Source organism: Pseudomonas monsensis (assembly GCF_014268495.2).
Taxonomy (GTDB): Bacteria; Pseudomonadota; Gammaproteobacteria; order Pseudomonadales; family Pseudomonadaceae; genus Aquipseudomonas; species Aquipseudomonas monsensis.
In genome coordinates, this window is sequence record NZ_CP077087.1 from 581,086 (window position 1) to 605,909 (window position 24,824).

The following is a 24,824-nucleotide window of genomic DNA, read 5'->3' on the forward strand; positions in this document are numbered from 1 at the left end:
TGTCATGTAAAAGTTGTTTTTAAGTCGCTTCAAACGCCGTTTCAATCAGCGCTTTAAATGCCTGAAATTCTTTCTCATGGACGCAAAATCTCCACCTAATAGATTAGGCCGCTCAATGCAGCGGAGATTTTGGTAATGATCGTTTTGAACAGAGAAGTGGGCGAATCGCTACGGCGCGACAAATATGTCAACGTCCAGGGTGGTGACTTCAATCTCTACGGTCATTTCGCCGACTTCGTCAGACTGACCAAAAGTTGGGAAAACATGGAGCCTGACAGTTACTACGGTCAGGCCGAAGCCGGCATGCGTTACCGTCGTTACAGCGACTTTGAGTACAACCCGAAAACCCGCGAGCTGAAGCAACTCGAGCATCGCGCCTACGTGCAGTCCAAAGAAAACAACGCTTACGTTGGCGGCGTGGTTCGCCACTTCCAGGACTTCTCCGATGAAGTAATCACTTCGCCGGTGATGCGCAGCCTGATCGACACCGATTTCGAAGTGTACAAAAGTGTGCTGCCGGAAGAGCTGCACGATGAAATCTGGCAATGCCAGATTCATCAGATCCGCATCGAAATCAAACCCGGCAAGCAACTTGAGATTACGCCGGAAGGGATTCACTGCGACGGTTATCCGTTCAGCGGTGTGCACTTCTGGGGTCGCAACAATGTCGAGGGCGCGGAAAGTCGTTTGTACGACATCCATGAGAATCAATTGGCGTCGACGACCTACAAGGAAATTCTCGACACCACCTACTTCCTCGATCGCGACATGCGCCACTACGTCACGCCGGCCCGCAACACCCACACCCATGCCATGGCGTACCGGCAGATTCTGGCGATCTCCTTCTCGCGGCCCGGGACCGCTTTCGACATTGTTCGCTAATCAGATCACCCCAATCGACGGCGTCGAATGCTCGACGCCGGTGGTGCTGCGACGCGCCACGGCCAAGGATGCGCAGCGCATGGAGCGCTTCTTCCGCCAGTTCGACGAAGTGTCCTTTTGCGAATGGCAGGACGCCAAGTGCTTGCGCGGCGTGTTGATCCAGAAAACCACCACGGCCTATCTGGCCTTCGACGTCGCCGGCGAAATCGTCGGGGCGGTGCTGGGCGGCATGCTCGGCAGTCGCGGCACAATCAACCATCTGGCCGTCAGCCCGCGCTACCGCAGTCAGGGTGTCGGTCAGCGTCTGGTTGAAGCGGCGTCTTCCGACATGAAGCGGGTCGGTGTGCTGCGGATGTTCCTGTTCGTCGATGATGCTAACCTCGCGGGCAAGCGATTCTGGGCTGCCCAGGGTTTTTGCGAACCTCACGGCGAGCGGACATTTGAGAGGGATCTATGAATGAAACGTCCGGCAGTGCGCCGCTGATGGTCACCCCTCAGCCGTCGCGCACGTTTGCCGAAGCCAGCCCCGTGGTTGCCGGATACTTCACGGTGTCGTTCGTGTTCGGACTGATGGCCGTCAACGCCGGCCTGCCGATGTGGCTGCCGGTGGCGATGTGCTTGTTCGTCTACGCCGGTGCTTCGCAATTCGCGGCGCTGGCACTGATCTCCAGCGGCGCCTCGCTGACCACCATTGTGCTGACCACCTTCCTGATCAACGCGCGACACATGCTGATGTCGGTTTACATGGCCAAGGCCCTGCGCGCCCTCGGTTTGAGCCGCATGGAGCGCTGGGCTTACGCCGGTGGCCTCACTGACGAGTCTTTTGCGTTTCACAGCGTCAAACTCGGCACTGGCGCGCCGGTCAACATCCGTTACCTGATCGGCTTCAATCTGTTCTGCCACACCTCGTGGGTGCTGGGTGGGCTGTTGGGGGCGGTGTGTGCGCAATATGCGTCGCACCTGATCAAATACCAGCTCGACTACGCACTGACCGCGATGATGCTCTACGTGCTGGTGTCGCTGTGCAACACCCGCAACAAACTCATCGCCGCCGCGGCTGCCGTCGTCTGCATGGGCGCGCTGAGCCTGGTCGGCAGCTCGCCGTTCAATGTGTTTATCGCCACGTTTGTGGGCTGCGGAGTCGGTGTATGCCTGACCAAACGTTCCTGATTCTGGTGGTCGCGCTGATGATGGCCGTGACCTTTCTGCCGCGCGCCTTGCCGCTGCAAGTCAACACCGAGCACTGGCCACCCTTCGTGGCGCGGGCGCTGGAATACTTGCCGGTGGCGATCGTCGCTGCGATCAGCCTGACACCCCTGTTGATCAAGGATCAGCACATACAACTCGATCGCCCGGAATTTTATGCCGCGATTCCGACGCTGTTATGTGCGTATTTCAGCAAAAACCTCTTTCTCAGTGTGGCGGTTGGGACGGCTGCGTACATTGCGCTCGGCTCGTTCATGTAGCGGCAGATCGACGACATCGTTGAGTGCCTGGCTCGACAACTCCGGATTGTTCACCGCCAGGCGCACTTCGAGGAAATCCTCGAACCCGGGGAAAATCGTCAGGCCGTTCTTTTGCGCGGCTTCGCGCGAGACCATGCCGACCGCATCCATTTGCGTGATCAGCGACAACGTCAGGGTTTCGCTGCACGAATAGACCATGCGCTGGCCGTTTTCGTGATTGCCCAGACCGGCGTCGAGAAAACGCAAAAAACTGTGGGAATACGGACAATCCTCCGCGGGACGCACCTGAAACTTGTTGCCCAGTAACGTCAGTGGATCGTTTTCCTGGCCGCAATGCGCACCGACCACCTGCACCTGCACATCCGGCAGGACGATGCTCGGCAACCCCGGGCGCTGCGGGCCGATCAACACCGCCAGATCGAAGTCCTCATTCTTCAGCTTGCTGAGGTTTTCCATCGACTCGGCGTAGCTGAATTCCATCTGGTAATCGGGAAATACTTCGATCAGGCGTCCGATCATGCGCCGGTTGAAGTCAGCCGATAACGTGTTGTTCAACGCGACCTTCAAGGGGCGCTGGCCTGGCACCTTGAGTGCCTCGACTTTTTCTTCCATCTGTCGCGTGGCGATCAGCACTCTGTCCATATACGGCGTGAGCTCGGTGCCTTGCGGCGTCAGCGTCAGACCTTTGTTGGAACGTCGAAACAAGCGGAAACCGAACTGCTCTTCGACCTTGTTCAACTGCGCGGCCAACGCCTGCACAGTCAGGCACGAATGCTCGGCTGCGGCCGACAAGGAGCCGGTCTGCACGATGCGCATGAGGTTGCGTAAGGTTCTGCTATCCATGGGTAATGCCCTCTGAAGTGGGCTGGGTATTGTTGTTTACGAGACTGCCGATCCGGCGCCATATGCCGGCTATATTCCTGTACCTGAGCATAGTTGTCGCGGATTTAGTAGCGAATTGATGTCCCTGCCGATGGCTGGAAGCTGACACAGGATCGGGATTTTTGGTGACATGGGGGTGATGAAGGTCAAAAAATACTGACTTGAAATAACAATTCTTGGCTTTTCCCGGGATGTGATCAAAGGAACGAATTGATTCATTTACGGATTAAAAGAAAACAAACATCCGTATCTGTACTAGGCTTGAAGGCATGTCACTCAGCAATGGAGGCGGCCGTGCCTACCTCATCCCCAGCCCTCACCCCGCGTGAACAACTCGACGTCCCCGAAGCCGGGCGTGTTGCGTTGAAGTTCTTTTTCAACCTCATGGAGCGCTGGGGCTGCAACGCCGAGCAACAGCGAACGTTGCTGGGCGGCGTCGGCAACACCACGTTCTACAAGTACAAACACCTGCCGCCGAACATTCGCCTGCCACATGACACGCTGGAGCGCATCTCCTATCTGATGGGCATTCACAAGGCGTTGAGCATCATCTTCAGCAACAGCCGCGAGCGCGCCTACACGTGGGTCAGCAGCCCAAATACGGCTGCGCCATTCAATGGCCGAACGGCGCTGGATTACATGCTGGCGGGCAGGGTGGTCGACATCGCCGACGTGCGCCGCTACCTCGACGGGGTACGCGGTTGAAGGCCCCGCTGCTGGCCGAGCCGCAATGGCCCAAGGCCTATCGGATCGTCAACAGCAGCTTCCCGCCGATTGCGCTGTTCGAAGACGTGCTCGACCCCGAAGACCTGGAAATCGCCTACGCACTGGAAGCGCTGACCAACGATCGCCTGATCGAACAGGCCGGCGTCCTCGCCCGCGTGCGCCCCGAAGACCGACTCTCCGGTCCCGGTTCAACCCCGGTGATGGCGGCGTTTACCCACATCGGCAAAAGCAGCCGTTTCACCGACGGCACCTTCGGCGTCTACTACGCCGCCAGCAGCCAGGCCGCCGCCATCGCCGAAACCTGCTATCACCAGGAAAGGTTTCTCGCGGCCACCCAAGAAGCGGATCTTGAGTTGACCATGCGTACTTACGTCAATCGGGTGGTTAAGCCGCTGCATGATGTTCGTCACGACTTCCCGCATTTGCATCAACCTGATCCAGACGCCTATGGCCCATCCCAGGCGTTTGCCCGTCAACTGCGCGAGTCTGAGTCCTGGGGCCTGCTCTACAACAGCGTCCGTCTGCCGGGCCACGAATGTGTCGCCGCGCTCCGGCCGCCGGCGGTGTCGATTCCGAAACAGGGCAAGCATCTTCGTTATGTGTGGAGTGCGAGCCAGCGCAGGATTTCGTTTGTGTTTGAGATCAGTCAGGTTTGAAGCGCGAGGCGCTACACGTGTGATCGACAGGCCGCTCGCAGCCGACCTTGAGCAGTTGAAGGAAAAAAGGCAGCGATGCTCAATGAACTGGAGCAACTCCAGAAGGACTTGCTGGAGTCTATACGTCAGATGAGAGGCTTGATTTAGAAGGGTCAGAGAGTCGTAAGAATAGTAATCAGTCATATCTGACAGGCTTTTTAGGGGGAAACCCTAATTTTTTCCCTCACGCATATAGGGCGTCATGTGTGATCGCCTAGCTCATACAAGCGTTAAATTTCGCCCTTCCTCAGACCGCGATGCGGATCATCTAGTCTTTGAAAACTCAGGCCCCAAGGTGCACCGGTACGAGGTGTGCCCTGTAAGGGCGCCAACTCAGTCTTTTAACAGGTCAGGTCTATACAGAACGGATGGGGATTCTCCGCGGATGTCGACTTCGAACAGCCAGCGACTGGATGTGTAGTGCTCATCATCAATCGACTTGGAATGCAGCGTGAAGTGGACCTCCACCCGATTCAGTTGATATTCGTGATCCCGAATACGTTTGACACCGAGGGGGAAGATTTCCCCGGCTGGGAATGCTGCTGAGGCACCCTGAGTTCCGATCAGGCTCCACTCTTCCATGGAGTCGATAATGATGAGTTCGTCACCAAGCACCATCTTCACATCGCTCAACCTCACCCAACACGGGTGGGGGCCAACGTTTGTTGGATGAATCGTGAGCCGGTAGCCCATCTCTTCTGGCGAGGATGCGATCTCAACTGCCCTGACCGCCGGAACCAGGTAGGGACGGTACTTCGCTCGGTATTCACGTCGAAAGGCATTGAGGCTTAATGCGGTCAACGCAAGTGCGAGAACTGCAACGATTGCCGTCACACCATCTGCGTAATTAGCGGAAAAATCGCGTAACCAATCCATAGCCGAATCCTTTTCAGACTTGCTTGTTACGTTGGTTGTTACGTCTGGGACAAAAAACAAGGGCCTGCATCGCTGCAAGCCCTTTTTTTGTATGGTGCCGGCACCAGGAGTCGAACCCGGGACCTACTGATTACAAGTCAGTTGCTCTACCAACTGAGCTATACCGGCGTGTGGGCGACGATTATAGCGATTGGGTTGGTTCTGTAAACCCCTGAATTCAGACTATTTTTGCGCCGGGTCGGATCAGGCCCGGCGCAGGACGTTGCGTAGCGTGTGCAGGGCGCGCCAAGTGCGGCTGTTCTGCATGGCGAGAAGCTGGGCTTCGGCGCGTTCGGCGCGTTGTATGGCGGCGTTGATTTGTTTGCGGGCGTCGGCTTCGCCGGGGCTGACGGGGTGGGCGAAGAGGTGGCCGAAGCACAGCTGGAAGTTGTCGAGGTTGCAGGGTGGGAGGTCGAAGGCGGGCTTGAGGTTCAGGTGTTCTTCGGCGAGGAACCACGTGTTGAGGCCATCGAACAGGAACGATTGATAGCCGGCATCAGTGACCAGGTGTTCCCAGGTGTGGTCGCGTTCGAACGGGGTTTCGATGATGAGGATCCACGGGCGGAAGCGGCTGAAGTCCATGCCGCGCAGCACGGTTTCTTCGTGGCCTTCGACGTCGATCTTCAGGAAGTGGATGTCCCGGTCGGCGGCGTGTTCTTCGCAGATTGATGTCAGGGTGCGGGCTTTTACCGTCAGGCTCTGTACTTCGAGGCCGGCATCCTTGCGCTCCTGAGCGACCAGCGGGTCAGCGGTGGACAGGCCGGTGTCAGGGATGGCGTAGAACGTCACTTCGCCGGGCGTATCACTGGCAATGCATTGCAGGGTTGTGTCGCGTGGGCGCTGTTGGCACAGGGCATCGTGGTAGTTTTGCATCGGCTCGATGTTGACGCCGCTCCAGCCGCGGTCATAGAAGGCCTTGGTCACTGAGTCGTGAACCGGATCATTGGCGCCGACATCGATATAGAAGCCGTTTTCAAAGAACTTGAACGCACGCCACAGGCGAATATCCTCGAAGTTCTGTGCGTATGAAATGAAAGTCACGGTCACTCCCTGCTGGTCGGATTGTTCTTGTTCGTCTGTGTGCTGCCTGCACGGTGTGAGCCTGTATAGCAAGGGCGAAGGGCAGGCGCAATTTCCCGCTGAAACGGTCCGTGATTCGGCGGTTATGTCATTTCGATCTGAGGCTTATGCACAACGGGAAGCAGCGTAGCGCGGTGTGGCGGGGATTTTGTGGACGCGTTCTCATTTTGTTCGCAAATCCCTGTTTTACAGGTTTTTTATTTATGTGAACAAAAAATGACCAAGCCGGTTAAGGGCCTGCGACAGCCGTAAATATTGGATCCGTAGCAAATCCATCAACAGACTTATCCACAGGATGTAAAGTTTAAAGGCGCTCAGCGAGCAGCATCAAATTGCGCGGGGTCAATGGGCTATTGCAAAAGGTGCCAAGGCGCACGGCATATCCCTGTTGGACGAGGAACAGTGCGCGATCGAGATTGAGCCAAAGCTCCAGCGGCCGCCGGAACAGTCCGCGCAGCAATTCCAGGTTGCGCACCTCGGCCAGACGCTGCCAGGCGGCAGCTTCCAGTGCCGACCAATCTGGCGAGCCGACTGGGGATAACTCTTTGAGGGCCGCCAGATCGCGGCAGTAGTCAGCGAGCGGCTTGTCCAGCCAGGCGCTTGGAAGTGATGGCGTGGGCAGGTATTCGTCGACTCCGCGCAGTTGCCGTTGCAGCAGGTCGAAAGCCAGCCGTCGGGCCATAGATGTGTCGCGCTGACGTCGGACGCGTGCACCGGCGGTGACGGTTTCGCTCAGCGGCAGTGCCAGATCTTCCAGCGACAGCTGTAGGAGCGATCCCGACCCAGCTGCGGACAACGGCTGATATTCGTGATGGCGGATGCGGTTGTAGCAACACGGCGCGATTGCCAGTTGTCGGCAACCGGTGGTGCTGGCCAATTGCATCAATCGCACGTGCAGATCGCCACATGCGTGGAGGGCGACGGGGGTGTGAGTGGCATCCAATAGCGCTGCTGCGTCCGCTGTCATGACATCCTGCTCGACATGCAAGGCGTTCAGATGATGGCGCTGACTCAATGCCTGACCGCTGGCGACCAGCAACGGATCGTACTCAACACACGTCAGGTCTTGTCCTTTGCTGAGCAGCCGCCGCCCCAGATGCCCCTTGCCCGAACACCAGTCCAGCCAATGCGTGGGGGTTGAAGCGAAGGACAATCGGCTGGCAAACGCCTCGATCTGCTGCCACTTGCGCCCCGGCACATCGACGTTCAAGCGGTGGCCTGCCGCTTCCAGCGCATGGCCCGGTAACTCGCCGACGGCACTTAATTGAGCTGACAACACCGCCAGTGAAGCGAAAGGCTCTGGCGCACCGAGGAGATCAGCGGGGAAGTTGTGAGCGTTTTCCGCCTCTTCCAGTGAGCGCCCACGTAGCCATGCGGCCAGTTCGGGGTAGGAGGATTCCCAAGGAAGCTGCAGATGAGTGAACGGTCGGGGTTTCCACAGCGCCTGATGCGCCGTAAGAAAGCTATCCAGCGCCGTGAAGCGGGCGAGTAGCGTCTCGCCCGTCAGCACGTGGGAAGTTTCAGCGCCCCTGGCAGGCATCGACGCGCAGCCAGCGCTCCAGCAGCTTGAAGCCGCGCACCAGCACGTAGGACATCAGCAGATAGAACACACCGGCGGCGAAGAAGATTTCCACCGGCAGGTAGGTACGGGCGATGATCGTGCGGGCCATGCCGGTCAGCTCCAGCAGGGTCACGGTGCTCGCCAGCGCGCTGGCCTTGAGCATCAGGATCACTTCGTTGCTGTAGGCCGGCAGGCCGATGCGCGCCGCACGCGGCAGCATGATGTAGAACATCGCCTTGGGTTTGGACATGCCCAGCGCCCGCGCCGCTTCGATTTCTCCGGGGGGAATCGCCTGGATCGCACCGCGCAGGATCTCGGCGATGTACGCCGCGGTGTGCAGGGTCATGGTCGCGGTGGTACACCAGAATGGATCGCGCAGGTAGGGCCACAGCGCGCTGCTACGGACCGCGTCGAACTGCGCCAGGCCGTAATAGACGAGGAACAGTTGCACCAGCAACGGCGTGCCACGGAAAAAGAAGATGTAGGCGTAGGGTAAAGCGCGCACGTACCACAGCTTCGAGGAGCGGGCGATGCCCAGCGGAATGGCCAGTAACAGACCGGCAATTACCGCAATCGCTACCAGTTCCAGGGTCAGGGTCGCGCCCTGCGCCAGTTTCGGCAGCCACTTGATGATCACTTCCCAGTTCATGAAGTGCTCCTCGCAAAGCCGCGAGCGGCGCGTTTTTCCAGGAAGTGCATGCCGGTCATCGCCAGCACGGTGAGGCCCAGGTACATGACCGCGGCCACCAGATAGAAGGTGAACGGCTGTTTCGAGACGGTCACGCCGATCTGCGCGTGGCGCATGATTTCTTCCAGGCCGATGACCGACACCAGCGCGGTGTCCTTCATCAGGATCATGAACAGGTTGCCCAGGCCCGGCAGGGCGATACGCCACATCTGCGGCATGATCAGTTTGGTGAAGATCCGCCATTTCGACAGGCCCAGGGCCACGCCGGCCTCACGGTGGCCCTTGGGAATGGCGAGGATCGCGCCGCGAAACACTTCCGTGGCATAAGCGCCGAAGCACAGGCCCAAAGCAATAACACCAGCGGCGAAGGCGCTGAGTTGCAGGTCGGGGTTGCCGAAAAATTCACCGAGGCTGCGCATCAGGTTGACCGTACCGAAGTAGATCAGCAGAACCCAAAGCAGTTCCGGGACGCCACGCACCAGGGTCGAATACGTGCCGCCAAGCCACTGCAGCGGCTTGTACGGGGACGTCTTGGCCAAGGCGCCGAGCAGACCGAGTACCAGTCCCAGGCACAGGGCTGTCAGCGCCAGTTTGACGGTCATCAGCGCACCGGCGGCGAGGGCCGGGCCGAATCCGTAGAGGTCGATAATCATGGATTTCTTTTCAAATCGCGGCAGGCAAGGCCGGGAGCCGGCGCCGTCGAATCACGGCGCCGGTCCCGCAGGTCAGATCAGTAGATGCTGAACGGGAAGTACTTGTCGTTGATCTTCTTGTAGGTACCGTCGGCGACGATTTCCTTCAGGGCGGCGTTCAGCTTCTCACGCAGCGGATCGCCTTTACGTACAGCGATGCCGATCTTGTCGCTTTCCACGACCGGGTCGCCCTTGAACTCGTAGGCTTTGCCAGCATCGGTTTTCAGCCAGTCGTAGTTGGCGTACTTGTCGGCGAGGATCGCGTCGACCCGACCGGAGGTCAGGTCGAGGTAGGCGTTTTCCTGGGTGTCATAGAGTTTGACGTTGAGATCGCTGCCGTAGTTGTCTTCCAGCCAGGTGCCGGCCAGCGTGGCGCGCTGGGTACCGATGGACTTGCCCTTCAGCGAGTCCTTGTCGGTTTTGAAGTCGACGTTTTTCGGTGCAATGAACTGCAGCTTGTTCGAGTAGTACGGGTCGGTGAAATCCACCGCGCCCTTGCGCTCGTCGGTGATCGACAGCGAGGAGATCAGGAAGTCGAACTTCTTCGCGTTCAGGGCCGGGATGATGCCGTCCCAGTCGGAAGTGACCACGGTGCACTCGACTTTCATCTTCGCGCACAGGGCGTCGCCGATGTCTTTGTCGAAGCCGACCACGTTGCCGCTGGCGTCTTTGTTGTTGAACGGCGGGTAAGCCGCTTCGATGCCCATCTTCATGGTCTCGGCCATGGCACCGGCGCTGAACGCGAGGGTGACGGCGGCGGCCAGGAAGACCTTTTTAAAATTCTGCATGCATGTTGCTCCGTTAGCGGTTGCTGGACATGAATTGTTTGCAGCGCGCCGAAAGCGGGTTTTCGAACACCTGCTGAGGCGATCCTTGCTCTTCTATAAGGCCCTGATGAAGGAACACCACTTCGCTGGAGACCTGACGGGCGAAACCCATTTCGTGGGTCACGAGCAGCATGGTACGGCCTTCTTCGGCCAGTGCGCGGATGACACTAAGTACTTCCTGAACCATTTCCGGGTCAAGGGCGGAGGTGGGCTCGTCGAACAGAATCACCTTCGGCTGCATCGCCAGGGTGCGGGCGATGGCCGCGCGTTGCTGCTGACCACCGGACAGCTGCGACGGATACGCGTGGCGCTTGTCGGCGATGCCGACCTTGGCCAGCAGTGCTTCGGCGACTTCGATCGCTTCGGCCTTGCTCTGGCCGAGTACGCGGCGCGGGGCTTCGATGATGTTGTCGAGCACGCTCATGTGCGGCCACAGATTAAAGTTTTGAAACACAAAACCAATCTCGGAACGCAGGCGATTGATCTGCTTGCCATCAGCGGCAACCAGTTCGCCATTCTTGGCGGGCTTGAGCTTGAGTTCTTCACCCGCCACCAGAATCTGGCCCTGGTGCGGGTTTTCCAACAGGTTGATGCAACGCAGGAACGTGGACTTGCCGGAACCGGAGGAACCGAGGATCGAGATCACATCGCCGTCGCGGGCGGTCAGCGAGATGCCTTTGAGCACCTCAAGCTGTCCGTAGCGTTTGTGCAAGTTGCGGATTTCAAGCGCGGGCGTGGCCTCAGCCATGTGCGTTCCTCATATATGTTGCGCTCCTGCTGTTGGCGGGCCTTCCTGGCGAGGCGGCCAAGCTAGCATAGCGTTTCAATGGCAGCCAACAGCGCTACGAGCGGTAAGCGGATGGCGTGTGGCAGGTTGTCGCATCGGCACAGCAGACTGTCGCCCCATCAACAACCGAACGGGTGTTTGATCGTGCAAACCTTTGGGCGTCGCGTAAAAAAAGGCGCGATGTTGCCAGCTTTGGCGGGGTGTTGGAAGCGCTATCCGGCCGAACGTTCCTCAATTGCCCTTTTATTGTGCATCCCACACTTTTTCAGTGTGTTTCTGGTGCGCTGTTTCGTTTGAAAAGTGAGTCGCAGGGTAACGCTCTGGCGGATTGCCATTAAATCCAAGGACTTGCGATGACTGTCCGGTCGCGCGCAAAGCCGCGGCACAGAAGAGTTTGAAACATTTTGGCGCAAAACTTGCGTGCAGAATAAGGAACGCCCCGTTGGTTTCTTTTTACGAGAAAGAAAATGCCAGACGGGCCGGACGCAATCGCTTTCCTTGCAAAGGTAGTTTCGATGAGCAGTACCCCAAGCTCCAATGGCCTCGAACAGGGGCTCAAACCGCGTCATGTGACCATGTTGTCGATCGCCGGTGTAATCGGCGCCGGTCTGTTCGTTGGCTCCGGCCACGCCATCGCTGCCGCCGGCCCTGCCGTGCTGCTGGCCTACGCTGCCGCCGGCACCCTGGTGGTGCTGGTGATGCGCATGCTCGGTGAAATGGCCGTTGCCTCGCCGGACACTGGCTCCTTCTCGACGTACGCCGACCGTGCCATCGGGCACTGGGCCGGTTTCACCATCGGCTGGCTGTACTGGTGGTTCTGGGTGTTGGTGATTCCACTGGAAGCCAACGCCGCCGCGACCATCCTCCATGCATGGTTCCCGGGCGTAGGTATCTGGGCGTTCGCGCTGGTCATCACCCTGCTGCTGACCATCACCAACCTGTTCAGTGTGAAGAATTACGGCGAGTTCGAATTCTGGTTTGCCCTGATCAAAGTGCTGGCGATCATCGGCTTCATCATCCTCGGTCTGGCGGCGATCTTCGGCTACTTGCCGAACAGCCAGGTCAGCGGTGTTTCGCATCTGTTCGACTCCGGCGGCTTCCTGCCTAACGGGATGGGCGCGGTACTGGGCGCGATCCTGACTACCATGTTCTCGTTCATGGGTACCGAAATCGTGACCATCGCGGCCGCGGAGTCGAAGAACCCGGGCAAGCAGATCTCCAAGGCCACCAACTCGGTGATCTGGCGGATCGGTCTGTTCTACCTCGTGTCGATCTTCATCGTCGTGGCCCTGGTGCCGTGGAACGATCCTACGCTGGCTAACCTGGGCTCCTACCAGACTGTGCTTGAGCGTATGGGCATCCCGAACGCCAAGATGATCGTCGACATCGTGGTGCTGGTTGCTGTAACCAGTTGCCTGAACTCGGCGCTGTACACCTCGTCGCGGATGCTGTTCTCCCTCGGCAAGCGTGGCGACGCCCCGGCCATGTCGACCCGCACCAATAAAAGCGGTACGCCTTACTGGGCGGTCATGCTGTCCACTGGCGCAGCGTTCCTCTGCACCTTCGCCAACTATGTGGCACCGGCTGCGGTGTTCGAGTTCCTGCTGGCCAGTTCCGGCGCCATTGCGCTGCTGGTGTACCTGGTGATCGCGTTCTCGCAACTGCGTATGCGCAAACAGCGCATGGCCCGTGGCGAGAAAATCGTTTTCAGCATGTGGCTGTTCCCAGGCCTGACCTACGCGGTGATCATCTTCATCGTCGCGGCCCTGACCATCATGCTGTTCCAGGAAGCGCACCGCGTGGAAATCCTCGCGACCGGCCTGCTGAGCCTGTTGGTGGTGGCTGCCGGCCTGCTGGTAGCCCGCCGTCGCAAGCTGGAAAAACGTGGTGCGGTGGTGCTCAACTGATCCGTAGCGCGTAATGCAAAACGGCCGCTGTCAGTGATGACTAGCGGCCGTTTTTGTTTGGCAGCGGGGTTTATTCGCTCTTGTCTTCCTGCGTGTCCATCGACTTGCCATAAGTATCCAGCGCAACCCCGAAATCGGTGATGAACTGCGGCTCGCTCAGCCAGGCCTGGGCGGTTTCGATGTCCATGCCGTCGGCCCACATGCGGTAGTCGATCAGCATGTCGGCGGCCAGGTGGGTGGCGGCCATACCTTCGTTTTCAGCGTTTTCCATGTCCAGCAGTTCTGGATGGTCAACGATGATGAACGCCAGTTCACGCAGCAGCGTCAGCAGCATCTCGTTGCGGCTGACGGCTTCGGCGTCGCGCATTTTGCTGAACATTGCCAGGGTGTAATCCGGGATCGGCTCGGCGAGGTGGCCGAGATCGTCGTCCTGCTCCAGTGGCTTACGCCCGACCATGCGGATGTGCTTGGCTTTGGCCTTGGCGCGTTTGGCGCGTTTCTGTTGCTTGTTCAGGGATGCCATGGGAACTCAGTTCTTCTGTTGGGTTTGTGCGGCGATCGCGTCGGACGCCGCCACATAATCGGCCTGGAAGGCCGGGGATTCGATCCAGGCCAGCGCGCCGGCTTCATCGGTTTCTTGCGACCACTGGCGGTACTCGATCAGCGCGGCGAGGATGAAGTCCATCGCGCCTTCTTCGCCTTCCTGCTCAAAGACCAGCTCCAGCAACGGGTCTTCGAGGAACGCGGTGCACAGGGCTTGCTGGCTGATCTTCTCGGCGTCGATCATTTTCTTGAACAGCTCGGTCAGGTCCACCGATTCGAAGTCGATGCGATCGTCGTTCGGGTCCAGTTCCACCGGCGCTTCGGCGCGTTTGGTGCGGTTCTGCTTGGCCTTGGTCTTGGCCCGGGCGGCGCGTTTTTGCTGTTTGTTGGCGGAGGCCATGGTGTGTTCCGTCGTGCGTTGAAAGGGCTCAGCTGCGCGGCACAGTCCGCCCGGGTGTGTCGGGGGCCAGTGCGCCGGTGTGCAGCCAGGTCAGAGCGATGGGCCATAGTGTGGCTTGGTATGCGCTGCGAAAAAAGGCGAAATGTCCGACTTGTTGTTCGCCGATGTCCTGCGGCTCGATGCGCAGGTGGGTTTTCGGTGCGTTGCTGAAGCAGGCGAGCAGGCGTTCGATGGCTGCAATGGTGCCGTAAGGATCATCGCTGATGCTGATTGCCAGGGTCTGGGCGCGAACGTTGGCGAAGGGCAGGCTGCCGGCTTTCTTCATGAGCGCCCGGCCGCTTGGACGCCGCTCATATTGTGCGGTGGGCGTGCTCCAGTCGCGCACGACACCGGCGGGCGTGTCTTCCAGCCAGCCGAGGCGTTTGCCGGGAAAGTAACCACAGATCCGCGTCATCAGCGGCATCAACAGATGCCATTTGCCGAACATCCGCCAACGCTGCTCGGGCGCATAGTCACGCCAGTAAGCGAACTGCGCACCGACCGTCACCAACCGACGAATGACCTGCCCGGATTCGCCCAGCCCCGCCGCGCAACCGCCAAAACTGTGGCCGACCACGTCGATTGGCTGCCCGGGGAATTCCCGTTGCGCACGCATGAGCATCGCTTCGAAATCCAGTGCGCCCCAATCGGTCCACGACGCCTGCAGCCCTTTTAGCGAGTCGGGCCGTGATTCGCCGATGCCGCGGTAGTCGTAGATGATCACGTCGAACCCATTGCCGAACAAATAGGCTGCGAAGCGTGAGTAGTGGCGACAGCGCACCGAAGTGGCCGCGTTGATGATGACCGCCGGGCGCTGGATATCAGGCAACGCCTGACGCCATGTGAAACCGCCAAGTACAAAGCCGTCGGCGGCGGCTTCCTTGAAGGGCTCACCTTGCACTGCCGTCGAAGTCGGCGACGTTGACTGACTGTGTTGCATCGCGGGCGTGTCCTGACAGCTCATGACGCTCGACCTTGGCGGGTAAGTTGCCAACGATAGTCCGCACAGCGTGCGGGAACAATTCTATTCAGTGGATTGAGTGAGCATGCGTTCTTCGATCAAAGCCTGTTCGCGATTGAGTTCGGCGCGTAACTCTTCCTCACTCGGCAGTATCGTCTTGTAACTGCTGGCGAACAGTTGCTCATTGCCCTTGAGCATTGAATAGCGCGCCACGGAGTCGCTGCTTTCGGCACACAGAATAATCCCGACGGTCGGTTTGTCACCCTCGCTGCGCTTGAGCTCGTCGTACATGCGCACATACATGTCCATCTGTCCGACATCGCGGGCGCTGAGCTTGCCGCGTTTGAGGTCGATGATCACAAAGCATTTGAGCAGGTAGTTGTAGAACACCAGGTCGATATACAGATCGACGCCATCGGTACTGATGCGTTGCTGGCGAGCGACAAAGGAAAAGCCTTTGCCCAGCTCCAGAAGAAAGCCTTGCAGGTGGTCGATCAAGGCTTGTTCAAGACCACTTTCCCTGACCTTGCCCGCCGAGGGTAGACCGAGAAACTCGAGCATGACCGGATCACGAATGAATTCCCGTGGTGTGCATTTCATTGCTGCGATGTGGGTGCAGGCTTCTTCAATCACATCGGCCTTGTCCGGACTCATGAGAAGCCGCTCGTAGTAGAGCGTGAGAATCTGGCGATCGAGGGCGCGGCTGGACCAGTTGAGGTTGGCGCATTCTTCCATGTACCAATGGCGCGCTTTTTCATTTGCAACCCGTAACAGCCGCCGATAGTGGCTCCAGCTCAATTCGGAACGCACTGTGTTCCAAATTGGAAACAACTGATAAAAGCCGCGCATATAGCGCAGATTTCGATCATCAAAGCCCTTCCCGAACTGCGCCGTCAGATCCTTCGCCAACAGGGCCAGCAACTGCTTGCCATAGCCTGCCCGCTGCGCGCCCTGCTGTTCGAATTCGACGATATGCCGGCCAATCTGCCAGCAGGTCTGGACTTGAATCGTGTCGACGGCACGCAGCACTTTTTGCCGCGCCTGGCGAATCAGTTCGCCCAACTCCCCCAGCAACGAATCGATTTTCGGGTCTTGCGTGTCAGCAGGTTTCAGCTGGCTCATCGGATCTTCCGCATTGTTGAAAACAGACGCAAAAGGATGCCAAGCGTCGCCGCGCAGGTATGTCGGGCAACACGGGTGATCTCGGAAGGAAGACGGGACGGCTGTTGCAGGACGTTGCAGTTGAAAGCCTCGTCGAATGGCAATGGTCTGTAGTCCTTTTCGTACATGCGCCAAGTGCCAATCAATCTAAAACAGCCACGAATACACAAAATCTAAAAGGCGTAACGGTTGGGTTCTACAGGAACCCGGGAGTCGTCATCATGAAACGCGTTCTTTCATTCATGCTGCCCATCGCCGCGCTGGCTGCACTTTTGTTTCCGGTGATGTTGCAGGCCGCCAGTCTCGAGCCCATCGACAGCGCGGGTGTGCAGGTTCAGCAGCAACAACAGAGTGGTATCCATTATCTGGCCGGCGGCATCGGTGAAGATGAGGCGAAGGCCATACAGCAGACCCAAGGCTACAACCTGCACATGACCTTTGCCGTCGGTGCGCAGGACGAGTACACCGCCGACGTCGATGTCACAATTCAAAAGGCGCCGGGGCAAACCGTACTGACCCTCAGTCAGACCGGCCCGCTGGTGTATGTGCAATTGCCACCCGGCAAATACACCGTGGTGGCCACGCGTAAGGGCGAGACCCGGCGCGATGTCACCGATGTCGGCGGCGCTGCTGCGCGCAATCTGGTGTTCCACTGGAACGACAACAGCTAGTGCGTTTTGACCTTGCGCTTTGCCGGGGCTGCAGGCCGGGATAGCCGTGTGATCCAGTACCATCCCGGCCCTGCGGCCAGAAGCAGCAGGGCGAAGAGTCCCTGCCAGACCATGTGAAACCAATACAGGCGCGGTTGGGTCGCGAGGGTGTAGGTCATGGCCGGCCCGCCGCGGTTGATCAGGGTGATGGAGCCTTGCACCAGCCCCTCGATAACCAGATAAGCCAGCAGCCCACCGAGACCTGTCAGAAACACGCTGAACAGGATCGTCAGGCACTTCGACAGGTGGCTTTCGCGATAGGGTGGCGGGTGAGGCAGGACTACGCGGCGTCGTTTCTGGTTCATCAGCAGATGACCCTCTTCCGTAAGGGGCGGCCAAGGTAGCGCGGATCGCGTTTGATCGAAAGGCACTGAGATCGACGAGATCACACGTGCCGCCGCTCAGGCTCAGGAGAGCACAGTGTCCTCGCGTGCCTGAGCCAGTGGCAGACGCCCGCTCGGCTGCTCGCCGGCAAGATGCGCGCATTCGGCGATCACCGCGAGAATCTGCATCACCCCCGGCGACAGCGTGGTGCCCAGGCAAATGCGCAGCCCTGTGGAAGGATGCCCGTCGGCGAAAAAGATCCCGCTGCCGGCAACGTGACAACCGCGCTCGCTGGCCAGCCGCTCCAGTGCCGCCATGTCGGTGTGCCCGGGCAGCTTGATCCAGTGAATGAACCCGCCACGCGGCGGCACGTAGACGGTTCCCGCAGGAAAGTCGCTGCGCACCAGCCCTTCGACATGGTTGGCCAGTGAGGACAGTTGCGACCGCAGCCGCGCGCAATGTTCTTCCATGTAGCCGCGGCCGATAAATTCATTGAGGACATTTTGCGCAAGGCTGGACACCGCCAGGTTGCGCGAAAACATTTGCGCGAGGATGGCCTCCCGATACTTGCCCGCCACACACCAGCCGACGCGATAACCCGGGGCGATGGTCTTCGAAAAGGACGAGCAGTAAATCGTCTGGCCGCTGCTGTCGTAGCTCTTGATCGCGCGCGGGCGCTCTGCTTCGGGCACCAGATCGAAAAAGATATCGTCTTCGATAATCGGCACATCGGCTTCGCGAGCGACTTGTGACAATCGGGCACGGGTCTCGTCGGGCATGATGAAACCGCGTGGATTTTGCAGGGTCGGGTTGAGAAAGATCACCGACACCTTTTTCTGTTTCAGCGCTTCTTCGAGGTGATCGACATCGATGCCCGACTGGCCGTGGGTGCGAATCGGCAAGGCGCGCATGCCCAGACGCTCGATGGTTTGCAGAATGCCGTAATAGGTCGGGGTTTCGATGGCGACCGTCGCGCCTCGTGATGCGACGGCTTCGAGTGCCAGTTCCAGGGCAATGGTGTCGCCGGAAGTCACGAGCACATCGTCCGGCCCGCAGACGACGCCACGGGTCAGCATCAGTCCGGCGATGCGTCGACGTAATGCAGGCAGGCCGGGAGGTGCAACCAGCCCGGTCAGCGAGTTGTCAGCCTTGGCGGCCAGTACGGAGAGGCACTTGTTCAGCAGTACATGAGGCGTGAGGTCGCTGTGCAGGACCGCAGAGCTCAACGATGCGGTGGTGCGCGAGGCCGCTTGGGACAGCATCGCGACGACTGCATGGTTGACGTTGACGGTGACGCTGGAGAAATCGAAACCGGCAGCCGGTTTGGCCTGCCCGGACGCCGAGACGAAATAGCCGACACGCGCAACCGTTGTCACATAGGCATCGGCCTCCAGATCGGCCAGCGCGCGTTGAACGGTGGTGATACTGGTTTCAAACATCCGCGCCAGGGTGCGGATTGACGGCAGTTTCGATTCGGCTGCCCAGTCACCACTGTCGATCTGGCGAATGATCCAGTCCTTGACTATTCGCCAGCGCTTGTCCGGTAAATCAAACCTGTCCATAAGTTCTCTTGGTCATTTCTGGAAACACTTCACAGAAAGTAAAGTAAAACGACCCCCGTTGCAGCAACAATGACGATGTTCAGCACAACCAGTCCGAAGGCGAAGCGGATCAGGCTGTGTTCCTCCTGGCGGTTGGCGCCTGCCAGCCCGGTGATCAGCGACAGAATCGAAAGCGAGCCCAGCGCACCATGGCCGGCGGCGCTGTTGACCATCGCCGCGAGCCACGCGCCGTGTTCACTGGTCAATGCCGCGATGGACGGCATTACGAGGGTGTTGCCACCGACGTTGGAGCCGGTGACGTAGCCGGCAATCCCCGCGAGCAAGGCAATGGTCGGTGCCAGGGAAATCCCCGACAGCGATTGCAAGGTGCGCTGCGCCTCGACCAGAAACCCGGCGTTGACCATCACCTGGGAAAGCAGCAGGAACAGGAAAATCGTCGTCACCGGAAATTTCGCCCGGTTGAACAGAGCACGCCACGGGAAACCGTTAGCAGCGCTTTGTTTGCTGGCCATCAACAAGGTGACGATCAGCAGCGCCAGTCCTGGCGATGCCAAGGGTTTCCACGACACGTGCTCGCCCTTGATGATCCACAGCGCATCCCAGCCGGACAGCACGAACACCGCACGGGACGCGACGATGACGCCGAGCAGGGCCAGATACGGCCAGGCCGCACTTGGCCAGCGCACCAGTTTGCCGCGCTGCGAGAACGAGATACCGAGGCCGACGCACGCGACCGTCAGCCCTGCCAGCACGCCGGAGACTTCCGGGCCGACCCACAGGTTGATCGAGTACAGCACGGCGATGAACAGCGCCGTCACCAGCAGCAACCCGAGCCACGGTGCCACGCTGCGGATGCCGGCCTGCCACAGGGCGATGGCGGCCAGGCAGAGGAACACCGGCGCACTGATCAGGGCCGAGTGGCTGCCGAGCGTTTCCGCGGGCAAGTGCGCCAGCAGTCCACCGATTACCGTCGCCAGGCCAAGGGTGCCCCACGGCATGATGACCATCCCGGCCAGGGCGATTTTCATCCCCGCCTGGCGGCTGAACAGGCCCATCAGCAACGGCACGGTGGCGATCAGCGAAACGCCGAAACCGGTCATGGCTTCAAGCAGCGGTGCCAGGCCGAGGACGATGAAAATGACCTGCGCCGGTGGTGTCCAGCCCAGTTCCTTGACCCAGGCGCCGATGGCCTGGGGTGCACCGCCGCGCTCGACCAGAATGACGAACGCCAGCCCCGGCACGATCACGCACGCGGTGCTGAGAAACAGAATGGCGGTGTCCTGAAAGATCGCCGAGGTGATGGCCGAGGAAAACGGCCCGGCAGCGCCCAGCCCCCACAACACGAACACCAGCGCAGCGCCTGCCAGCGCGGCCTGCACCGGTGGCCGGCGGATCACCAGAATCAGCGCGATTACCAGGCCGATGGGCGACATTTGCAACAAGAGCGAAGTCATACACAGTTTTCCTTAACTTAATCGTGAGTCTGCCCGCTGTACTCGGTCGCCCGCATCGACGCCCGCTCACAAAAAGTCTGATACCACTCGTTCAGGCGCGGGTGCGCGCTAAAGTCCGACAGCTCGCGAAAGGCGATCCAGTCGAGGGCGGTCGCCAGGGCGATGTGGCCGAGGGTGATCGGGCCATTGAGGTCGATGTGCTCCTCGATGAAGCGATAGGCCTCCTTGAGCTTGTAGGCCTGGCCGTCGGCATAGGCCGGGTAACGCAAGGCCTGCGGACGGCGCTCGACTTCCCAGCGCAGTTTGATGCCGACATCGCACATGCCTTGCGCCAGGGCCTGCAGACGCAGCGCCTTGTAGCGCTCGGGGCCGCTCGGCGGGATGAATTTCGGCCCGTCGCTCAGGTCGTCGAGGTATTCGCAAATGACGATGGAGTCAAACAGCGCCGTGTCGTCCGGCAGCATCAGCACCGGCACTTTGCCCAAGGGGTTGGCCTTGTAGATGGTCGCGTTCGGCGAGGTCGGGCTGGTCTCGTGGTGGATGACCTCAAGGCTTGAAGCCATCCCCAGTTCGTGGGCAAGCACCAGCACTTTGCGGGCGTAGGGTGAATGCGTCTGGTAGTAAAGTTTCATGCTGGAGTTCCTGCTTCAAGAATTGCCGCGGCCGCTCGATGGGCGTCCATGAACAGGCGCGAAGGCGCACCCGCCGAAGTGACGTAGTGGTTGTAGTAGCAGGAGCCCTCGGCGAGTGGCCCGAGTACCCAGAGGTTGCGAACCGCTTCGCCGCGGATTGATTTGGGGTGGCAAGCGGCGTCGACGTCGATGCCGTCGATGCCTGCCTCTTCGGTGCGTGGGCGGATCAGCCCCAGGCGCGCGAGATCGCGCACCGGTGCGCAGTCGCTGTTGATCACGCCGCTGCCCTGCACATAGCCGGCGACGCGGCGGTAATGCTCGGTCGCTGGCGCGGTGCCGGGCATGAGGAAGGTCAGCAGACCGGCATCGCACAGGGCAAGCAGGTCGGCGTGACGCTCCTTCTGCGGGCCGGCCACGAGGCGGTTGATCGCCTTGTGCCAACGGCCATAGAACTGACGATGCGAGGCTTCGGTCAGGCCGTCGAAATCGACGGCCTGGCGCAAGCGGTCACGCAGATCGCGCCAGACTTCGATGGCGGCCTTGATCGCCGATTCGCCGCGTCCCACTCGCGACTCGTGCAAGTCGGCCTCGAGCGCGTGATAGATCCACGAGTGATAGTTGTGCGCGGTCACACTGGCGGGCAGCGCATGGCAGATCAGCGCCAGTGGATCTATCGAGCCACTGGCGGCTTCGTATTCGCGCAGCAACGCTTCGCAAGCGACGACACCGGCGGTCCCGGCCGTGCTCACCGTCCTGAGGCGGCTCAGCACTTCGCGATGCCGCTCGGCGTCAGATTGAGCGTGCAACACGGCGACAGCGGCGGCACGCATTTCCACCAGCATGAGCGGCAGAATGTCCTGCTCGAAGTCCAGTTGCCCGTCCTTGGCGTCGGCCCGCAGCGCGTCGATGCGCGCCGGGGTCAGGAGCACGGCTTGATGGCGTGGGCAGTCGGTCAGGCCATTGGGTCGCGTGCGGAAGGGCAGGCCGTCGCGTGACTGCACGTAGATCACCGGCTCCTGGCCTGAAGGGTGGTAGACGTGGCTGGCGTCGGCGCGGCGAGTGTATTGCCCGCCGCGTCCGGCGGTCAGGGCGGCCAGCGTGTCCATGGCGCCCAGCCCGAGGCCCTCGAGCAGAATGCTTTCGCCCGGTTCGATGCGGTCGAGGCTGCCTGGCAACGGATAGATATTGCCGATGCGCTGGCGATCGGCGGCCTGCACCCGACCGGTGTGGCCGACCGTCAGGATCAGTCGGTCCACCGTGATTTCGGCCCCCGCTGGCGTTTTCAGGCGGTAGCGCTTGCCATCGACCGAGTCGACGGCGGTCACGGCCTGGTGATGCAGGCGCACGCTGACCCATTGCGGCGCGGTCGCCAGAATGCGCGTAAAGGCATCGGCCAGATAAGCGCCGAGCAGATGCCGTGGCAGAAAGTCCTGGGCCTGGACCTCGCGGCCTTCACTCGCCAGCAGTCCGCTGTCGGCATCGACCTTGAGGTTCTGCTCGCGGCACCATTGCAGGAAGTCCGGCCCCGAGCGTGCTTGCGCCTGCGGCAGATCGCCCAAGGCTGTCGCATCGGGAAACACGCCCAGTTGCCCGGCGACGGTGTTGAGCAGCAGGTAGTCCGGTTGATCGGGCCAGTGCGCGCCGCAACCGTGCACGTTGGGCTCAAAGATATTGAGCACCACCGGTTGCTCGGGGCGCGTTTCGCTGAGGCTCAGCAGCCGTTCGAAGATCGACAGGCCGCGCGAGCCGCAACCCACCAGGCCGATGTGCAGGGGCGCCTTCACCATCTGCGCTCCTCCCCGAAAAACGACGGGATGGCAACGGCCTGACCTTCCTTGACCGCGATGTCGTGGACCATACGGCCGATCGCCAGGTCGAGAATGCCCATGCCGAACGGCGAATAGATCAGCGGTTTGTCCCGGCTTACCTGCAGGTCGCCGCGAATCAGCTGCGCCACGGTGCCGGTGACGAAGTCGCGATGGCCGTACTTCTGCTCGGCCAGATGCGGCGAGGTATTGGCTTTCAGGCAGTGGGTCACGTCATCGAAGTAGTTGTAACTTTCTTCGATGATTTCCGCACCGATATCCCGCAGCGAGATATTCAGCACGATCTGCCCCGGACGGAATGTGCCGTTGCCTTTGACATAAGGCTCACCGGCACTGGTCGCGAACACCACGATGTCGGCGTTCAGGGCGTCGGCCAGCGGCACGATCTGCACTTGCGGCACCGCGAGCTGCTCAGCAAACGCTGCCAGCGCTTCGGCCGATTCAGTATTGAGGTCGTGAATTTCGACACGGTCGAACGACCAGTCGTCGCTGATGAATGTTTCGAGGATATTGCGCGCAATCACCCCGCCACCCACGATCGACAGTCTTGGCGCACGCTTGTTCTGGCCATTGAGCCACCAGGCGCCGAGCACCGCCGACGCTGCTGTACGCACGGCGCTGATCAGTGCGCCTTCAAGAAGGGCGTAGGGATAGCCGGTGTCCGGATCGTTGAGGATCAGCACCGCAGAGGCGCGGGGAATCCCCGATTTGATGTTGTCGGGGTAGCTGGCAATCCATTTGATCCCGGAGACCGATTGATCGCCCTCGCTGTCGACGATCGCCGCCGGCAAGGCAATGATCCGGTTCGCCGGCTGCTCGGGGAAGCGCAGGAAGTAACTGTCGGGGTTGACCGTCTCGCCACGCTCATGGGTCAGGTAGGTTTGCGCCACCAGCTCGATAGCGTCCTGGCGCAGGCCGTTGAGGATGTTCTTGACCGCAGCGCCGGGCACCACATGGAAGGGTTGAATCGAGGTTTGAGTCGTCATTGTGTTTTACGCCGAAAGTGCCAGAGCGGGTTCTGGGAAGAGAGGTTGCAGCGCCGCAGCGCCGAGACGCTGGGTCACCCAGTCGTCGGAGTAGATGGTTTCGAGGTATCGCTCGCCCATGTCGGGTGAGATCGCCACGACGACGTCGTCGGGGCGGATGTGCGGCGCCCACTGCTGCACGCCGGCGAGGACGGTGCCGGTGGAGCCGCCGAAGAGCAGGCCGTAGCGCTGCGCCAGCCAGCGGCAGACCTTGATCGTCTGTTCTTCAGGGATGGACAGAAAGTCGTGGATGCCGGCCGGTTCGAAAATCTCCGGGCGACGGCTGGTGCCGAGCCCCGGGATATGACGCGGGCCACCCGGCAGGCCGAAGGTGACCGAGCCGACGGTATCGACGGCGATGACCTTGGTGTGCGGGTGGTGTTCGGCGAAGTAGTTTTTGCAGCCCATCAGCGTGCCGGTGGTACCGGCGCCGACGAACAGATAATCCACTTGTGGAAACCTGCGCGCGATCGACCGGGCCGTCGCTTGATAGTGGGCGAGGGGGTTGGTCGGGTTCTTGTACTGATTGAGCCAGATGTAGTCGGCGTTGTCGGCGACCAGTTGCTCAATCAGGCGAATGCGCGAATTCAGGAAACCGCCGTTTTCGTCGCGCTGATCGACCATGATCATCTCGGCGCCGAGGGCATGGATCAGTTTCCGGTTCGGCGCGGAAATGTTCGGGTCGATCACGCAGACAAACTTGTAACCCTTGGCCGCGCAGACCATCGCCAGCGCGACCCCCAGATTCCCTGAAGACGACTCGACCAGACGGGTTTTATGGGTAATCAGGCCCCTGACTTCCAGGTCGGTAATCAGTGCGTGCGCGGTTTTCAGCTTGATCGAGCCGGCAGGATTCAGTCCTTCGATTTTCAGCTGGATCGTTGCGCTGCACAGATCGCCAATCTGTACGTAACTCTCTTCGTTGATAAGTTGCTTGATCATACGTCGTCCGTTTCGCTCTTTCGCCGGGCGCGCAGGGGCCCGGCATTCATCCTGGAATGTTTGAAAAGCAGTAATTGCCGTTCGCCTGTTGAGTGTTTTTAGATTTTTTAGCTGGACAGGAAGTGACCTTTCGGTGG

27 protein-coding genes and 1 tRNA gene are annotated in these 24,824 nt (G+C 60.1%); 8 read left to right on the forward strand and 20 right to left on the reverse strand.

Annotated elements, in window-relative coordinates; all coding sequences use genetic code 11:
• Window positions 1-135 precede the first annotated feature (135 nt).
• The 4 genes from HV782_RS02500 (at window position 136) to HV782_RS02515 (ending at window position 2,348) form a co-directional block, all read left to right on the forward strand.
• Entirely contained in the window at window positions 136-882 is a 747-nt protein-coding gene (locus HV782_RS02500; RefSeq protein ID WP_123470600.1) for a 2OG-Fe dioxygenase family protein, read from the forward strand.
• A gap of 79 nt (window positions 883-961) precedes the next feature.
• Entirely contained in the window at window positions 962-1,339 is a 378-nt protein-coding gene (locus HV782_RS02505) for a GNAT family N-acetyltransferase (RefSeq protein ID WP_016986309.1), read from the forward strand.
• Window positions 1,336-2,052 (forward strand): AzlC family ABC transporter permease, encoded by a 717-nt coding sequence (locus tag HV782_RS02510; RefSeq protein WP_123470601.1) that lies wholly within the window; start codon window positions 1,336-1,338, stop codon window positions 2,050-2,052. Before HV782_RS02505 ends, HV782_RS02510 begins: the two co-directional genes overlap by 4 nt.
• Window positions 2,031-2,348: an AzlD domain-containing protein gene (locus HV782_RS02515; protein ID WP_007952614.1), complete on the forward strand. Its 318-nt coding sequence runs from the start codon at window positions 2,031-2,033 to the stop codon at window positions 2,346-2,348. The genes HV782_RS02510 and HV782_RS02515 overlap by 22 nt, the downstream gene beginning before the upstream one ends.
• On the opposite strand, the gene HV782_RS02520 is transcribed toward HV782_RS02515, so the two are convergent.
• Window positions 2,265-3,191, reverse strand: a complete 927-nt coding sequence (locus HV782_RS02520; RefSeq protein ID WP_123470603.1) for a LysR family transcriptional regulator — start codon at window positions 3,189-3,191, stop codon at window positions 2,265-2,267. The two genes, HV782_RS02515 and HV782_RS02520, sit on opposite strands and share 84 nt — an antisense overlap.
• Before the next feature lie 333 nt (window positions 3,192-3,524).
• On the opposite strand from HV782_RS02520, the gene HV782_RS02525 reads away from it, so the two are divergent.
• Both HV782_RS02525 and HV782_RS02530 read left to right on the forward strand, forming a co-directional pair.
• The gene (locus HV782_RS02525; RefSeq protein ID WP_007961687.1) at window positions 3,525-3,935 is read left to right on the forward strand and encodes an MbcA/ParS/Xre antitoxin family protein; all 411 of its coding nucleotides are present in this window, start codon (window positions 3,525-3,527) and stop codon (window positions 3,933-3,935) included.
• Window positions 3,932-4,612 (forward strand): RES family NAD+ phosphorylase, encoded by a 681-nt coding sequence (locus tag HV782_RS02530; RefSeq protein ID WP_186748406.1) that lies wholly within the window; start codon window positions 3,932-3,934, stop codon window positions 4,610-4,612. The genes HV782_RS02525 and HV782_RS02530 overlap by 4 nt, the downstream gene beginning before the upstream one ends.
• Before the next feature lie 372 nt (window positions 4,613-4,984).
• Here HV782_RS02530 and HV782_RS02535 read toward each other — a convergent pair whose 3' ends face one another.
• The 8 genes from HV782_RS02535 to HV782_RS02570 form a co-directional block, all read right to left on the reverse strand.
• A complete protein-coding gene (locus tag HV782_RS02535; protein WP_186748405.1) occupies window positions 4,985-5,527 on the reverse strand; it encodes a hypothetical protein in 543 nt (180 codons plus the stop codon).
• A gap of 92 nt (window positions 5,528-5,619) precedes the next feature.
• A tRNA-Thr gene (locus HV782_RS02540) sits at window positions 5,620-5,695 on the reverse strand.
• A gap of 75 nt (window positions 5,696-5,770) precedes the next feature.
• A complete protein-coding gene (locus tag HV782_RS02545; protein ID WP_123470612.1) occupies window positions 5,771-6,607 on the reverse strand; it encodes an FkbM family methyltransferase in 837 nt (278 codons plus the stop codon).
• Between the two features lie 343 nt (window positions 6,608-6,950).
• Window positions 6,951-8,186 (reverse strand): methyltransferase, encoded by a 1,236-nt coding sequence (locus tag HV782_RS02550; protein ID WP_186748403.1) that lies wholly within the window; start codon window positions 8,184-8,186, stop codon window positions 6,951-6,953.
• A complete protein-coding gene (locus HV782_RS02555) occupies window positions 8,167-8,856 on the reverse strand; it encodes an ABC transporter permease (protein WP_003220713.1) in 690 nt (229 codons plus the stop codon). Before HV782_RS02555 ends, HV782_RS02550 begins: the two co-directional genes overlap by 20 nt.
• Window positions 8,853-9,548 (reverse strand): ABC transporter permease, encoded by a 696-nt coding sequence (locus HV782_RS02560; RefSeq protein ID WP_186748402.1) that lies wholly within the window; start codon window positions 9,546-9,548, stop codon window positions 8,853-8,855. Before HV782_RS02560 ends, HV782_RS02555 begins: the two co-directional genes overlap by 4 nt.
• Window positions 9,549-9,625: 77 nt before the next feature.
• Window positions 9,626-10,375, reverse strand: coding sequence for an ABC transporter substrate-binding protein (locus HV782_RS02565; RefSeq protein ID WP_186748400.1), 750 nt, complete (start codon window positions 10,373-10,375; stop codon window positions 9,626-9,628).
• Between the two features lie 13 nt (window positions 10,376-10,388).
• Window positions 10,389-11,162, reverse strand: a complete 774-nt coding sequence (locus HV782_RS02570; RefSeq protein WP_128614608.1) for an ABC transporter ATP-binding protein — start codon at window positions 11,160-11,162, stop codon at window positions 10,389-10,391.
• A 554-nt stretch (window positions 11,163-11,716) separates the two neighbouring features.
• Between HV782_RS02570 and gabP the strand changes: the two genes are divergently transcribed.
• Window positions 11,717-13,108, forward strand: a complete 1,392-nt coding sequence (gabP, locus tag HV782_RS02575) for a GABA permease (protein ID WP_128614607.1) — start codon at window positions 11,717-11,719, stop codon at window positions 13,106-13,108.
• A gap of 70 nt (window positions 13,109-13,178) precedes the next feature.
• Here the strand turns inward: gabP and HV782_RS02580 are convergent, their stop codons facing one another.
• Genes HV782_RS02580 through HV782_RS02595 form a run of 4 tightly spaced genes read right to left on the reverse strand, consistent with a single transcriptional unit; the run spans window position 13,179 to window position 16,173 of the window.
• Entirely contained in the window at window positions 13,179-13,631 is a 453-nt protein-coding gene (locus HV782_RS02580; RefSeq protein ID WP_186748398.1) for a hypothetical protein, read from the reverse strand.
• Between the two features lie 6 nt (window positions 13,632-13,637).
• Window positions 13,638-14,051, reverse strand: coding sequence for a hypothetical protein (locus tag HV782_RS02585; RefSeq protein ID WP_123470626.1), 414 nt, complete (start codon window positions 14,049-14,051; stop codon window positions 13,638-13,640).
• Window positions 14,052-14,079: 28 nt separating this feature from the next.
• Window positions 14,080-15,054: an alpha/beta hydrolase family protein gene (locus HV782_RS02590; protein ID WP_186748396.1), complete on the reverse strand. Its 975-nt coding sequence runs from the start codon at window positions 15,052-15,054 to the stop codon at window positions 14,080-14,082.
• Between the two features lie 60 nt (window positions 15,055-15,114).
• Window positions 15,115-16,173 (reverse strand): PDDEXK nuclease domain-containing protein, encoded by a 1,059-nt coding sequence (locus HV782_RS02595; RefSeq protein WP_186748394.1) that lies wholly within the window; start codon window positions 16,171-16,173, stop codon window positions 15,115-15,117.
• Between the two features lie 260 nt (window positions 16,174-16,433).
• Here HV782_RS02595 and HV782_RS02600 point away from each other — a divergent pair, with 260 nt between their 5' ends.
• Window positions 16,434-16,883 carry a carboxypeptidase regulatory-like domain-containing protein gene (locus tag HV782_RS02600; RefSeq protein ID WP_186748392.1) on the forward strand — a complete coding sequence of 150 codons (450 nt, stop codon included), beginning with the start codon at window positions 16,434-16,436 and terminating at the stop codon, window positions 16,881-16,883.
• Here the strand turns inward: HV782_RS02600 and HV782_RS02605 are convergent.
• The 7 genes from HV782_RS02605 to sbnA form a co-directional block, all read right to left on the reverse strand.
• Window positions 16,880-17,227, reverse strand: a complete 348-nt coding sequence (locus HV782_RS02605) for a hypothetical protein (protein ID WP_128614603.1) — start codon at window positions 17,225-17,227, stop codon at window positions 16,880-16,882. The genes HV782_RS02600 and HV782_RS02605 overlap by 4 nt on opposite strands.
• Window positions 17,228-17,329: 102 nt before the next feature.
• Window positions 17,330-18,808: an aminotransferase-like domain-containing protein gene (locus HV782_RS02610; protein WP_186748390.1), complete on the reverse strand. Its 1,479-nt coding sequence runs from the start codon at window positions 18,806-18,808 to the stop codon at window positions 17,330-17,332.
• 29 nt (window positions 18,809-18,837) lie between these two features.
• Window positions 18,838-20,262 carry an L-lactate permease gene (locus HV782_RS02615; protein WP_123470631.1) on the reverse strand — a complete coding sequence of 475 codons (1,425 nt, stop codon included), beginning with the start codon at window positions 20,260-20,262 and terminating at the stop codon, window positions 18,838-18,840.
• Between the two features lie 17 nt (window positions 20,263-20,279).
• The gene (locus HV782_RS02620; RefSeq protein WP_128614601.1) at window positions 20,280-20,894 is read right to left on the reverse strand and encodes a glutathione S-transferase family protein; all 615 of its coding nucleotides are present in this window, start codon (window positions 20,892-20,894) and stop codon (window positions 20,280-20,282) included.
• On the reverse strand, window positions 20,891-22,681 hold the full coding sequence (locus tag HV782_RS02625; protein WP_186748389.1) for an FAD/NAD(P)-binding protein: 1,791 nt from the start codon (window positions 22,679-22,681) through the stop codon (window positions 20,891-20,893). The genes HV782_RS02620 and HV782_RS02625 overlap by 4 nt, the downstream gene beginning before the upstream one ends.
• Window positions 22,675-23,706 (reverse strand): 2,3-diaminopropionate biosynthesis protein SbnB, encoded by a 1,032-nt coding sequence (sbnB, locus tag HV782_RS28865; protein ID WP_437180203.1) that lies wholly within the window; start codon window positions 23,704-23,706, stop codon window positions 22,675-22,677. The genes HV782_RS02625 and sbnB overlap by 7 nt, the downstream gene beginning before the upstream one ends.
• Window positions 23,707-23,712: 6 nt before the next feature.
• Window positions 23,713-24,687, reverse strand: coding sequence for a 2,3-diaminopropionate biosynthesis protein SbnA (sbnA, locus tag HV782_RS28870; RefSeq protein WP_409202046.1), 975 nt, complete (start codon window positions 24,685-24,687; stop codon window positions 23,713-23,715).
• Window positions 24,688-24,824: the final 137 nt, after the last annotated feature.